This window comes from Flavobacterium sp. WC2509 (genome assembly GCF_052683105.1).
Map to the genome: position 1 here is coordinate 1,774,657 of NZ_JBQZFG010000001.1, position 13,559 is coordinate 1,788,215.

At 31.4% G+C, this 13,559-nt stretch carries 11 protein-coding genes; 9 read left to right on the forward strand and 2 right to left on the reverse strand.

Annotation, left to right across the window (positions count from 1 at the left end):
• The first annotated feature begins 29 nt into the window (after positions 1-29).
• Genes ACUN3A_RS07385 through rodA form a run of 5 tightly spaced genes read left to right on the forward strand, consistent with a single transcriptional unit; the run spans position 30 to position 5,625 of the window.
• Positions 30-1,058, forward strand: coding sequence for a rod shape-determining protein (locus ACUN3A_RS07385; protein ID WP_445550667.1), 1,029 nt, complete (start codon positions 30-32; stop codon positions 1,056-1,058).
• Positions 1,059-1,111: 53 nt separating this feature from the next.
• Entirely contained in the window at positions 1,112-1,939 is an 828-nt protein-coding gene (gene mreC, locus ACUN3A_RS07390; RefSeq protein WP_445550668.1) for a rod shape-determining protein MreC, read from the forward strand.
• Positions 1,932-2,438 carry a rod shape-determining protein MreD gene (locus ACUN3A_RS07395; RefSeq protein WP_445550669.1) on the forward strand — a complete coding sequence of 169 codons (507 nt, stop codon included), beginning with the start codon at positions 1,932-1,934 and terminating at the stop codon, positions 2,436-2,438. Before mreC ends, ACUN3A_RS07395 begins: the two co-directional genes overlap by 8 nt.
• Positions 2,435-4,375, forward strand: coding sequence for a penicillin-binding protein 2 (gene mrdA, locus ACUN3A_RS07400; RefSeq protein ID WP_445550670.1), 1,941 nt, complete (start codon positions 2,435-2,437; stop codon positions 4,373-4,375). The genes ACUN3A_RS07395 and mrdA overlap by 4 nt, the downstream gene beginning before the upstream one ends.
• A 14-nt stretch (positions 4,376-4,389) precedes the next feature.
• Positions 4,390-5,625 carry a rod shape-determining protein RodA gene (gene rodA, locus ACUN3A_RS07405; RefSeq protein ID WP_445550671.1) on the forward strand — a complete coding sequence of 412 codons (1,236 nt, stop codon included), beginning with the start codon at positions 4,390-4,392 and terminating at the stop codon, positions 5,623-5,625.
• A 332-nt stretch (positions 5,626-5,957) separates the two neighbouring features.
• Here rodA and ACUN3A_RS07410 read toward each other — a convergent pair whose 3' ends face one another.
• Positions 5,958-8,129: a carboxy terminal-processing peptidase gene (locus ACUN3A_RS07410; RefSeq protein ID WP_445550672.1), complete on the reverse strand. Its 2,172-nt coding sequence runs from the start codon at positions 8,127-8,129 to the stop codon at positions 5,958-5,960.
• A 198-nt stretch (positions 8,130-8,327) separates the two neighbouring features.
• Between ACUN3A_RS07410 and surE the strand changes: the two genes are divergently transcribed.
• From surE to lpxB, 3 genes are all read left to right on the forward strand, one after another.
• Complete coding sequence (gene surE, locus ACUN3A_RS07415; protein ID WP_445550673.1) at positions 8,328-9,107, forward strand: 5'/3'-nucleotidase SurE; 780 nt, start codon at positions 8,328-8,330, stop codon at positions 9,105-9,107.
• On the forward strand, positions 9,100-9,372 hold the full coding sequence (locus ACUN3A_RS07420; RefSeq protein WP_445550674.1) for a hypothetical protein: 273 nt from the start codon (positions 9,100-9,102) through the stop codon (positions 9,370-9,372). The genes surE and ACUN3A_RS07420 overlap by 8 nt, the downstream gene beginning before the upstream one ends.
• Positions 9,373-9,499: 127 nt before the next feature.
• A complete protein-coding gene (gene lpxB, locus ACUN3A_RS07425; RefSeq protein ID WP_445550675.1) occupies positions 9,500-10,612 on the forward strand; it encodes a lipid-A-disaccharide synthase in 1,113 nt (370 codons plus the stop codon).
• Positions 10,613-10,614: 2 nt separating this feature from the next.
• Here lpxB and ACUN3A_RS07430 read toward each other — a convergent pair whose 3' ends face one another.
• Positions 10,615-11,073: a GNAT family N-acetyltransferase gene (locus ACUN3A_RS07430; protein WP_315199710.1), complete on the reverse strand. Its 459-nt coding sequence runs from the start codon at positions 11,071-11,073 to the stop codon at positions 10,615-10,617.
• A gap of 447 nt (positions 11,074-11,520) precedes the next feature.
• Here ACUN3A_RS07430 and ACUN3A_RS07435 point away from each other — a divergent pair, with 447 nt between their 5' ends.
• Entirely contained in the window at positions 11,521-13,557 is a 2,037-nt protein-coding gene (locus tag ACUN3A_RS07435) for a ComEC/Rec2 family competence protein (protein WP_445550676.1), read from the forward strand.
• Positions 13,558-13,559 lie beyond the last annotated feature (2 nt).

Below are 13,559 nucleotides of genomic sequence, written 5' to 3' on the forward strand. Positions count from 1 at the left end.
TTTATAACTTTTTAACCCCTAAAAGGCATATGGGATTTTTTGATTTCATGACCGAGGATATTGCGATAGACCTTGGTACAGCAAACACTTTAATCATTCACAATGACAAGGTCGTAATTGACAGTCCATCTATCGTGGCGCGTGATAGAATATCAGGCAAGATTATTGCAGTTGGTAAAGAAGCCAATATGATGCAAGGGAAGACACATGAAAACATTAAAACAATTAGACCATTAAAAGATGGTGTAATTGCTGATTTTGATGCTTCTGAAAAAATGATCAGTATGTTCATAAGAAGCATACCTGCATTGAAAAAAAGAATGTTTACTCCTGCCCTTAGAATGGTTGTTTGTATACCTTCGGGAATTACCGAAGTAGAAATGAGAGCGGTAAAAGAATCTTGTGAAAGAGTAAATGGTAAAGAAGTATACTTGATACATGAACCTATGGCTGCAGCAATTGGTATCGGAATTGATATTATGCAACCAAAAGGAAACATGATTGTAGATATAGGTGGTGGTACAACAGAAATTGCTGTAATTGCATTAGGCGGAATCGTTTGCGACAAATCTGTAAAAATTGCAGGAGATGTATTTACCAATGACATTGTTTATTACATGCGTACACAACACAACTTATTTGTTGGAGAAAGTACTGCTGAAAAAATAAAAATTCAAATTGGTGCCGCTATCGAAAACTTAGAAACTCCTCCAGAGGACATGTCGGTTCAAGGTAGAGATTTGTTGACTGGAAAACCAAAGCAAGTAGAAGTATCTTACAGAGAAATTGCAAAAGCATTGGATAAATCAATTCAACGAATTGAAGATGCAGTAATGGAAACTTTATCTCAAACTCCACCCGAATTAGCAGCCGATATTTACAACACTGGTATTTATCTTGCAGGTGGTGGATCAATGTTAAGAGGACTAGACAAAAGAATCTCTCAAAAGACAGATTTACCAGTTTATATTGCTGAGGATCCATTGAGAGCAGTAGTTAGAGGAACTGGAATGGCTCTTAAAAACATTTCAAAATTTAAAAACATATTAATTAAGTAATACTCAGGTTAACAAAATCTTATAATTATTTAACACTATTATACCGTTAAGAAATGCAGCAAATATTTTCATTTATTATAAAAAACAGTAATAGAATACTGTTTTTGCTGCTTTTGGGTATTTCTTTATCCCTTACCATTCAATCTCATTCTTTTCATAGAAGTAAAATAATCAGTTCTGCTAATTATTTAACTGGTGGTGTCTATGAAAAAATAAATTCTATAGAAGAGTATCTTCATTTAAGAGAGCAAAATAATGAGCTTGCAATAGAGAATGCCAACTTAAAAAGTATATTATTCAAAACACAAGACACTTCAAAAATCCCTAATTTAGACAGCCTAAAAGGAGTTTTACCAAAAGACATTATAGTCTCTAAAGTAATTCATAACTCCTTTAATGTGTATGAAAATTTCTTAACATTAAATTCCGGAGCAAAAGACGGAGTTAAATCTGACATGGGAGTAATCAATAGTTTAGGTATAGTTGGTATTATTGATAATGTTTCTACAAATTATGCTACTGTGATAAGTATACTTAATACCAAATCACAAATAAACGCAAAAATTAAAAATTCAGATCACTTCGGAACTTTGAATTGGGACGGAAAAAATACTGGTTTTGTCCAATTGATAGACGTACCAAGATTAGCATCTATTAGAAAAGGTGACACCATAGTAACCGGTGGACAATCCGTTATTTTCCCAGAAAACATTGGCATTGGAACTATTGATAAAATATTCATTCCTGGTGACAAAACACATTATTACACTATAAATGTAAAATTGTTTAATGATATGACCAATTTAGGGCATGTCTATATTATAAAAACAGAAAACAGCGAAGAGATTAAAAATTTAGAAAACCAAAGAAAAGATGAATAGCACGTTGTTAGTGAATATTTTTCGTTTTGTGCTCTTATTAGCTTTACAAATTCTAGTTTTTAACAATATGAATTTTGGAGGTTATGTAAGCGCATTTCCTTACATTCTTTTTATTATTCTTTACCCAGTAAACGGGAATAAAGCCAATCTTCTTATCGCCAGCTTTTTTTTAGGATTGATTATGGATTTATTCTGTAACTCAGGAGGTGTTCATGCTACTGCATGCGTCCTTTTAGCTTATTTGAGACCTACTTTTTTTAAATTCTCATTTGGACTTAGTTATGAATACCAAACAGTCAAACTTAATGATGTACTAACGCCAGAACGATTTACCTTTATCTTATTATCAGTTATCACACATAATACTGTATTATTTTTATTAGAATCTTTTGAAATTTCTTTCATTATCGACATTTTAATTAGAACAGTTTTAAGTACAGTATTTACTATTCTAACCTGTATTATCCTTATTTACCTAATAAAGCCAAATAAACGATGAGAAAAGTTTTGTTGCCAGCTTTAATTATTATTGGTGCATCTTTGTTAATCATACGTGTTTTTTACTTGCAAATTATTGACGATTCTTTTAAACTAAAATCGGAAAATAATGCTATAAAAATAAAATATGATTATCCAGAGAGAGGTTATATTTATGACAGAAATGGCGTCTTATTAGTTGCTAATCAGCCTTCTTATGACATCATGGTTATACCAAGAGAGTTAAATAAAACTGACACTCTTGAGTTTTGTAAATTACTAAATATCACTAAGGATGATTTTATAAAAAGAATAGAAAAAGCTAGAGTATATAGTCCAAGATTACCATCTGTATTTTTGGCACAATTGAACAAGAATGAATTTGCAGCATTTCAAGAAAAAATCAGAAAATTTGAAGGTTTTTATTTTCAAAAACGTTCCTTACGTGATTATGAAGTAAATTATGGAGCGAATATTTTTGGTTTCATAACACAAGCAAATGAAAAACTTATTGAAAAAAATCATTATTATAAAAGTGGTGATTTAATTGGAAGACAAGGCGTAGAAGAAAGTTATGAAAAAATTCTTCGTGGGATAAAAGGAGTTAAATATTTTCAAAAAGACAAATTCAATAGAGAGATTGGCTCTTATAAAGAAGGTAAATACGATACAATTTCTCAACAAGGAGAAGATATAAATCTTACCATTGATTCCGAAATTCAAAAATACGGAGAACAATTAATGATAAATAAACGAGGAGGAATAGTTGCCATTGAACCCAAAACGGGTGAAATTTTGGCTCTTGTTACAGCACCTTCTTATGATCCTGGGATTTTGGTAGGAAGACAACGTTCTAAGAACTACACAAAACTATACCATGATTCTATCGCCAAGCCACTTTATGATAGAGGATTATTAGCTGAATATCCTCCTGGATCGCCTTTTAAAATTATGACTGGATTGGTTGGATTACAAGAGGAAGTAATTGGCGAGGAAACTACTTTTGTTTGTAATCATGGTTTTTATTATGCTCCTGGCCGATTTCAAAAATGCCATTGTGGCGGTGGTGTATTAGATCTTCATGTTGGGATTTACAAATCCTGTAATGCTTATTTTTCGAATGTATATTTGAGAACTATTGCCAAATATAAAAAGACTCCTTATGCTGTGGATGTATGGAGTAATCATGTTAAAAGTTTTGGATTAGGTCAATTTATGGGTTACGATTTACCAACTGGTAGAAAAGGAAAAATCCCTACTTCAAAAACTTATAAAAAAATGTATCCAGGTTGGGGCTATAGTGGAAAAACGATTATATCCAATGCCATTGGTCAAGGAGAAGTATTAATGACTCCTATTCAATTGGCTAATATGATGTCTGCTGTTGCAAATGAGGGTTATTATTACACTCCCCATATCATTAAAAAGATAAAAGGCGAACAAATTGACACAAAGTTTACGACAAAACACGTAACAACTATTGATAAAAAATATTTTCCACCTATGATTAGTGGATTATTCGATGTTTATAATAGAGGAACAGCTTATGCTCTTAGAGTAGAAGGAATTGATATATGTGGTAAAACTGGAACGGCAGAAAATTTTGCTAAAATTAATGGCGTTAGAACAAAAATGCAGGATCATTCCATATTTGTTGCTTTTGCACCAAAGGACAACCCAAAAATTGCAATAGCTGTTTTGGTCGAAAATGGTGGTTTTGGAGCAACTATTGCAGGTCCAATTGCCAGCTTAATGATTGAAAAATATTTAAAAAAGAAAATCTCAAGAACAGATTTAGAAACACGTGTATTAAATATTAGCCTACAAAGCCGCTACGCTAAACTTGGTGGGCTTTCGGAAGACGTTAAAAAACAATTACGCATACAAGATTCTATTACCCAAAGCAAAATAAAAGTAGCTTTGCAAAAAAAAATTGACACGACCAAAACCAAAAAATAATATATTCATATCAAATGAAAAATCAAAGTTTATCAAGCAATATTGATTGGATATGTATCATTATCTATATAGCACTTGTGTTTTTAGGTTGGTTAAATATTTATTCTTCATCATTATCGTCTACAGAAGGAACTTATGAAAAGCAAGCGATATTTATTGCTTTGGCAATTCCTATGATTTTTATTTTATTATACATCGACGGTAAATTTTATGAAAAATATGCCAGTATCATCTTTGTTGTCTCACTAATTTCTCTTGCAGGTCTGTTTGTTTTCGGAAAAACAATTGCTGGACAACGTTGCTGGTATGGTTTTGGAAGTTTTACATTGCAACCTTCAGAATTTGCTAAAGCAGCAACGTCATTAGCCATTGCAAAATACCTCAGCGATACACAGATAAACTTAAAAGAAACTAACAGACAAATACAGGCATTAGCAATAGTTTTTTTACCGGTCATGCTCATTTTACCTCAGCCTGACCCTGGTAGCGCTTTAATTTACAGTATTTTTATTATTGTTTTATTTAGAGAAGGATTACCTGCTTGGTATGTCTGGACAGGATTTATAACAATTTTGCTGTTCGTGCTTACGCTGGTTATAGAACCTGAATATGTCATTTTAATATCACTTTTGGTTATTATTCTAGTCCATTATAAATCTAGAATTGGTGAAAGAAATATTGTTTTGAGCGGTATTCTTTTTACAATTATATCAGGCTTTGTTTTATCTGTAAATTATGTTTTCACAAATGTTTTCAAACAGCATCATCGTGACCGTTTTAATATATTATTAGGCAAAGAAGTCGATATGAAAGGTATTGGTTATAATACCAACCAGTCTGAAATTGCCGTAGGTTCAGGAGGTTGGTTAGGCAAAGGCTTTCTTGAAGGAACACAAACCAAAGGAGGTTTTGTACCAGAACAACATACTGATTATATTTTTACAACCGTTGGTGAAGAATGGGGATTTGTTGGATGTTTAGTTGTAATTGGTCTTTTTGCCGGACTGTTTCTTAGAGTGATTTATCTTGCAGAAAGACAAAAAACTAAATTTAGCAGAGTATATGGCTATTGTGTAGCTGGTATTTTATTTACTCACTTTTTTGTAAATATCGCTATGGTCATTGGCGTTTTCCCAACCATTGGTGTACCATTACCTTTCTTTTCTTACGGAGGATCTGGACTGTGGGGATTTACAATTTTATTATTCATTTTTATCAAAATGGATGCTAACAAAGTCAATGAATGGTAGTCTAATTTATTGCTTTTAAAGGGTAATAAAACTAAAAGAACTCTAGAATCACATTATAAGCATGACCGTTTTATAATTTTTTGTATGACCTACAATACAATTGACTCTCATAATCACACTAGTCTCAATTCACTAGTTATTAGCTACATATCAAATATTGCTTCATATACTTCCCTACCTACAGACACAGAATGGCATTTTAAAAACCATTCGTAAATTCGTATTTAAACAAAAGCGGTCATATAATTTTATCTTTTCAGAACCAAAACAATTACGACGAATAGCAAAAAAAAGCTTCGAAATTCGAAGCTTTTTTTAATATTAAAAAAGGATTAAGATTTAACTAATTTCCCTTTTTTATCCGAAATAGTATTTTTTACAATTGATTTAGTTTGCAAATCATCGAGTACATTTAAGGCCTCGTCAACATATATATCTTTTGCTAAACTTTCATGCCATCTATCTCTCTTTTCTTTCAGAACTGGATCTTTAGTAAACCCTTCCAACTCATATGGTAACGAAGTAAATTTTAAATTATTTTTATACTCAACAATTGGTTTGTATTTTTTTGCAGCTTCTTCAATTTGATTTTGAGCTATTTTAAATTTTTCAAAATTCAAACTATAGGTATTTTCATTACTTCTACTATCAATCCATTTCGCATTCTCTTCGATCAATTGAAATTGTTCATTTTTACTAATTCGTTGTTTACTATTAGCAATTGCTTGATCGAATTTTGAATTTTTATTCCAAACAGTATATGTAGCTGGATCAATTTTGTCCCATGGCATCGCATTTTCTTCATCGCGCTCACCCATCTTTAAATAAGCATAACGATCTGGCATAACCACATCACTACTAACACCTTCAAGCTGAGTAGAACCTCCATTGATTCTATAAAATTTTTGAGTTGTAGTTTTTAATGCTCCTAAATCACCTGCAGCATTATTACGTACAAATTGATTCAAATCAATCACATTTTGAACAGTTCCTTTTCCATAAGTTTGCTTACTCCCTATGATGATTCCTCTTTTATAATCTTGAATAGCCGCTGCTAATATCTCAGAAGCTGACGCCGAAAATTCATTAACCATTATTACCAATGGACCATCCCATTCAATTTTTTTATCAGTATCATATAAAATTTCTTTTTTCTTTTCAGCCGATTTTATTTGAACTATTGGACCTTGCTCGATAAACAAACCAGCAATATCAACCACTGTAGACAAAGATCCTCCACCATCATCACGAACATCTAGAACAATACCGTTTACACCCGCTTTTTTCAATCTATCAACTTCTAGTGCGATATCTTTCCCAGCATCTCTACCATCTTTATTTTCAAAATCGATATAAAATTTAGGCAAATAAATCACCCCATATTTGTTGCCATTCTTTTCAACCACACTTGATTTCGCATACGTTTCTTCGATTTCAACAATATCACGTATTATTGAAATTACTTGAATAGTTCCATCTACTTTTTTAACTGTCAAACGAACTTCAGAACCTTTTGGTCCTTTAATTTTTTTAACAACATCATCCAATCGCATCCCAACAACATCTACTGGCACTCCATTACCTTGTGCTACTTTCATCACTAAATCTCCTGCTTCCAGTTTTTTTCCTCTCCAAGCTGGACCTCCAGATATTAATTCTGAAATTTCTGTGTAATCATTCTTTTTTTGTAATCTGGCTCCAATCCCCTCAAGTTTACCACTCATACTTACATCAAACCTTTCTTTTTCCTCTGGAGCAAAATAAGTTGTATGTGGATCAAAACGAGACATAATTGAGTTAATGTATAAAGTAAACCAATCATCTCTTTTCAATTCGCTCATAAATCCAAAAGAGTCATTCAAAGAACTCAAAGAGCTTGCTCTAGTCTCGGCTTCTAAAACAGCATCCGTTTTCATAACATATTTTGGATCTTTCAGTTTTTTATCTTCTTCCATTTTTTTCTTATCAGTATAAGATGAAAGGGTAGATAATTTAATTTGTTTTCTCCATTTTTCAGCTAATTCCGCACTATTTTTAGAATAAGGAGCTTTATCATAATCCACATTAAAACTCTCATCAATATTATAGTTAAATGGCTTACTTAAAATATCTTTAAATACTTTCTTGCTTTCATCCATACGAAGCATCAAACGATCATAAGTAAGATTAAAAAAAGTTAAATCTTTGTTAGTCAACTGATCATCAAGTTCTAATTCAAATTTAGAGAACTCATTAATATCTGATTGCAAGAAAAAACGTTTAGAAGGATCTAATGCTGAAATATAATCTTTATATACACCTTTAGAAAAATTATCATCAATAACAGCAGGGTTATAATGTCCTTTCTCAATCACAAATGTCAATAACTCCAATAGTAATTTATCCCTGTCTGGATCAACAGATTTTCTAGAATTTATATTAAAGGCAAATAAGGTAACCGAAAGGCATACCACAGCTATGAGTATTTTATAATTTCTTTTCATAAAGCTTACAATAGAATTCATCAATTTTTTAAACTAAGTTACGTTAAAAACCATGCCAACCCCTAACAACACTACATAATTTTTTGTTAAAGGTATAAAACAGATTTTTAATTTTTTAAAAAAAATACACTAAAAATATATTTTATTTGTGTGCAATATAAGATTTTGTGTTACTACATTTGTTCTTGAACTCAATTTTTTTTAAAAAATTATTTTATAATGAAAAACAAAAAGCCATTAATACTCATCACAAATGATGACGGAGTGACGGCACCTGGAATCAGAACTTTAATAGAAGTAATGGCTACAATAGGAGAGGTTGTTGTTGTCGCACCAGACAAACCACAAAGCGCCATGGGTCATGCCATAACTATAAACAACACACTATATCTTAATAAAATATCGAAAGATACTGACTCAATAACAGAATACAGTTGTTCTGGCACGCCCGTAGATTGTGTAAAAATAGCAGTAAACGAAATTCTTAAGCAAAAACCAGACTTATGCGTTTCTGGCATCAATCATGGTACAAATTCTTCTATAAATGTTATTTATTCAGGTACTATGAGTGCTGCTGTTGAAGCAGGTATCGAAGGCATTCAAGGCATTGGATTCTCATTATTAGATTTTGATTGGAATGCTGATTTTTCGCAAATTACATCGTACGTTAAAACAATAGCTCTTGAAGTATTAAAAAACAAACTTCCAAAAGGCGTTGTCTTGAATGTCAATTTTCCAAAATTGAAAGAAAAAGAAATCAAGGGAATTAAAATCTGTCGTCAAGCGAATGCTAAATATGATCAAAAATTTGACAAACGACAAACTCCTCAAGGCAAAGATTATTATTGGCTTGCTGGAGAATTCATCAACGAAGATAAAGGTGAAGATACCGACGAATGGGCTTTAGAAAACGGCTATATATCTGTAGTTCCCGTTCAATTTGATTTAACTGCCCATCATAGTATGCAACAACTAAACACCTGGAAATGGAATGAATAAAATAGACTTACTCATTGGATTTGTAATTGGAATAATTGTCTCAATACTGGGAATGTTCCTCTATATCACATTTATAATGCATACCGATTTTATAACGGGAATGCAACTCATGAAGAATGAAGGCAACCTCGGAAAAATAGTTACTTTAGGCTCCATACTCGACTTAGTAGCTTTTGGAATTCTATTAAAAATGAATAAAGAACTCATGGCAAGAGGCGTCGTTTTGGCAGTAATTATATTGACCATCATCACTTTGTTTATTTAATAAAGCAACTAAGACACTAAGATTCTTAGATTCTAGTTTTTTTTATTATCTCTTTAATCTTAGCAACTTAGTAACTCAGAATCTTAGAGTCTAAAATATTATCTTTGTTTACCAAAAAATCACAAAAATGAAATACTATATTATTGCAGGAGAAGCTTCGGGAGATTTACATGGATCTAATTTGATGAAAGCACTTTACGAAGAAGACCCACAGGCCGACATCCGTTTTTGGGGTGGCGATTTGATGCAAAATGTAGGTGGCACTTTAGTAAAACATTATCGTGATTTGGCTTTTATGGGTTTTGTCGAAGTACTTTTTAATCTGAAAACGGTTCTGAATAACATTGAAATTTGCAAAAAAGACATTACACAATTCAATCCAGATGTCATTATATATATTGACTATCCTGGTTTTAATATGCGAATAGCCAAATGGGCCAAAGAAATTGGATATAAAAATCATTATTATATTTCACCTCAAATTTGGGCTTGGAAAGAAAACCGAATCAAGGCCATCAAACACGACGTTGACAAAATGTATGTAATTTTGCCTTTCGAAAAAGATTTCTATGAAGTCAAACATAATTTCCCAGTTACCTTTGTTGGCCACCCACTAATAGATGCGATTCACAATCAGTCGAACATAGACACGAATGCTTTTAGAATAGAAAATCAATTATCAGACAAACCAATTATAGCTATATTACCAGGAAGTCGAAAACAAGAAATCAGCAAAATGCTAGCTGTAATGTTAAGTGTTGTTGGTGATTTTCCTGATTATCAATTTGTAATTGCAGGAGCTCCAAGTCAGGATTACACATTTTATCAGCAATTTATTTCCAGCGAAAACATAAAATTTATCTCTAATAAGACCTATGCATTATTGCGTAATTCGACAGCCGCATTAGTAACTTCTGGAACTGCAACTCTTGAAACTGCGCTTTTCAAAGTTCCTGAAGTGGTGTGTTACAAAGGAAGTTGGGCTTCTTACCAAATTGCCAAACGCATCATCACTCTCAAATACATTTCCCTCGTTAATTTAATCATGGACAAGGAAGTGGTTACTGAATTAATTCAAGATGATTGTTCAACCAAACGCATTCGAGAAGAACTGACTAAAATTCTTGAACCCAATTACCGTACAACACTGCTGAAAAATTACGATTTACTGGAAGAAAAACTTGGCGGAATCGGTGCCAGCAAAAAAACAGCACACTTAATTGTTGATTCTATAAAGTAATTTTAGAGATTAAGTTGATAATATAGATAGCCAGAAAAATATCCTTCTTTTACAAAACCAATGTTTTCATATAGTTTTTGAGCGGGGTAATTATCAGTTTCAGTGTTCAATGAAATAAAATTTGCTCCTTCATTTTTAGCAAAATTTAAAGCTGTATTTATTAATCTTTGTCCAATACCTTTTTTTCTTTGGTCTATCTCAACGAATAAATATCCAATATGCCAATTCTTTTTAGTAGAAACAAAAGAACTTTTTGGGTACAGTAACGTAAAACCTACAGGGTTTGGATTTTCCTTTTTGAATGCAGCATATATTTGTGCTTCATTTTTCTCTAGTCGCTCTTTTGTATATGTTTTTGCAAGTTCAATATTTGATTGCTTGTAAAATATTTGATATTTATTAAATAGTTCAGTTACTATTTCATTTTCTGAAAAATTAATTTTTTTTATTTCAATATCCATAATATAATTTTCTAGATGCTTTTTTATCTTGTGTGGCATACTTGCCGCTAAACTGCCAATAAATAGGATAAAATCAACCTAATTATTTTAATTTAGATAGATTAATCTGATAAAAATTAATTTGTATCTTTTTTCAAATATAATAAATAATGGCTACAACCTTGAAAAATGTGAATTTTGTTTCTTCTTATTTTTTTGCGCTACGCACAATAAAATAAAGTATCCAAATAATAAAGGCTTCCCAGATGCGAACTTCAAATTTCCTATTATAATCTTCGGAATACTTGTGAATGTTACGGTGTAGCATATATGTAGTTCTGCCTCACGATTGCAATCTTCTGATGGATTATTTTTTGCTTCAAAAGGATTTTGCTCAGTAATAATTGAACATAGAATAAGTAATTTAAAAAATATTCTATTTCTTACAAAATATTTGTATTTTGCGATATGAAAGTACTGCAATTCCCATTAACTAGAATCACATTAGCCTTTATCGCAGGCATCATTCTCGCCTATTATATAAAACCTATTCCTTCGATTGTATATATTTTTCTTACTATAAGCACTCTATTTTTTATTGGAATCTATTATTCATTCATAGGAAACACAAAACCTCATTTCCTTTTTGGAATAACAACTTATCTCCTAGCCTTTTCCATCGGAACTACAACACAAACCGTTCATACAGATTCCCTACAGCAAAATAATTATACGCAACGTAAAAACATCTTTGATAAAAAACACACTTTTACAGTCACATTAAGGGAAAAATTAAAAACCAACGCTTTCAGTGAACGTTATATTGCCCAACTGAATTTTGTTGACGAAAAGAAAACCTCAGGTAGGATTTTGCTCAACATTCACAAAAACAGCTTGACACATTCTTTTATTATTGGAAATCAATTAAAAATAAATGCATTATTAAATAAAAATAAGTCTCAAAAAAATCCAAATCAATTTGATTATTCAAAATATCTTGAAAACAAACAAATTTATGCTCAACTCTATGCAGAATCAAATGAAATACAAATCAATTCAAAAATTGATAAAGATATTTGGTATTACACCGCAGCATTAAGAACTAGAATTATTCAAAATTTAGAAAAAAGTAAATTCCAAGCTAAAGAACTCAATGTAGCCGTTGCCTTGATAATGGGACAACAACAAGATATTGACAATGACATTATACAAGATTATCAATATGCTGGCGCTGTACATATTTTATCGGTTTCGGGATTGCATATTGGGTTTATATTACTCTTTATTTCTTTTCTCTTAAAACCTTTTCCAAATACCAAAAGAGGTTCTTTTATTAAACTGGTAATCGTATTAATCTCTTTGTCTCTTTTTGGTATTTTAGCAGGATTAGCGCCTTCGGTTGTACGATCTGTGACCATGTTTTCATTTGTAGCCATTGGACAATACTTAAGAAGAACTACTAATATTTATCACACATTGCTCGTTTCAATTTTACTTATTTTATTGTTTCAGCCGTCCTTTTTATTCGATGTCGGTTTTCAATTAAGCTATGTAGCATTATTTTTTATAATTTGGCTGCAGCCTTTATTTGCCGATCTTTGGGAACCAAAAAACAAAATCCTGAACTACTTTTGGGACATACTAACCGTTTCCTTTGCGGCACAAATTGGTACTTTGCCACTTAGTATTTATTACTTCCATCAATTCCCTGGATTATTCTTCATTACGAATTTAATTGTAATTCCGTTTTTAGGTTTTATCATGAGTCTAGGGGTTCTTGTAATGCTTTTGGCGGCATTGAACTGGGTTCCTTATTATCCAGCAAAAACACTAGAATTAAGTATTTATTATTTAGACAAAATAATTGGTGCAATCGCCTCTTTCGAACAATTCATTATTAAAAATATTCCCTTAAATACTTCCCTTTTAATAAGTAGCTATCTCGTAATTATTACATTGATTATTGCCTTTCAAGTAAAAAATACAAAAAGCATATTTTCCGTATTATCAGCTATTATACTTTTACAAATAGCTTGTATAACTACCAAATGGGAAATCCAAAATCAAACTGAATTTATAGTTTTAAATAGTTCAAAAAAAACACAACTCATTGAAAGAAATGGAACTATAGTAAGTTTGTATGCAAATGATGCTATTTTAAAGAATATTAAAAACAACACCTTGTTAACCTCGTATCTCACCGCTAATTTTAGCTCTTTGAAACAGCAGTCTAAATTAAAAAATCTATTTTATTTTAAAGGAAACAAAATACTCTTGATTGATAGTTCAATGGTATACCCGAATAATATTCATCCAGATGTTTTATTACTTACACAATCACCAAAACTTAATCTTGACAGACTATTAAAATCATTAAAACCCAAAATTATTGTAGCTGATGCGTCGAATTATAAATCGATTCAACAAAAATGGGCAATAACTTGTTCTCAACAAAAAATCCCTTTCCATTCAACGAACGAAAAGGGATTCTTCAAAATTAACTAATA

Coding starts and splice junctions, on each gene's coding strand:
- ACUN3A_RS07385 (WP_445550667.1), top strand. CDS start 30: ATGGGATTTTTTGATTTCATGACCGAGGATATTGCGATAGACCTTGGT.
- mreC (WP_445550668.1), top strand. CDS start 1,112: ATGCAGCAAATATTTTCATTTATTATAAAAAACAGTAATAGAATACTG.
- ACUN3A_RS07395 (WP_445550669.1), top strand. CDS start 1,932: ATGAATAGCACGTTGTTAGTGAATATTTTTCGTTTTGTGCTCTTATTA.
- mrdA (WP_445550670.1), top strand. CDS start 2,435: ATGAGAAAAGTTTTGTTGCCAGCTTTAATTATTATTGGTGCATCTTTG.
- rodA (WP_445550671.1), top strand. CDS start 4,390: ATGAAAAATCAAAGTTTATCAAGCAATATTGATTGGATATGTATCATT.
- ACUN3A_RS07410 (WP_445550672.1), bottom strand. CDS start 8,129: ATGAATTCTATTGTAAGCTTTATGAAAAGAAATTATAAAATACTCATA.
- surE (WP_445550673.1), top strand. CDS start 8,328: ATGAAAAACAAAAAGCCATTAATACTCATCACAAATGATGACGGAGTG.
- ACUN3A_RS07420 (WP_445550674.1), top strand. CDS start 9,100: ATGAATAAAATAGACTTACTCATTGGATTTGTAATTGGAATAATTGTC.
- lpxB (WP_445550675.1), top strand. CDS start 9,500: ATGAAATACTATATTATTGCAGGAGAAGCTTCGGGAGATTTACATGGA.
- ACUN3A_RS07430 (WP_315199710.1), bottom strand. CDS start 11,073: ATGGATATTGAAATAAAAAAAATTAATTTTTCAGAAAATGAAATAGTA.
- ACUN3A_RS07435 (WP_445550676.1), top strand. CDS start 11,521: ATGAAAGTACTGCAATTCCCATTAACTAGAATCACATTAGCCTTTATC.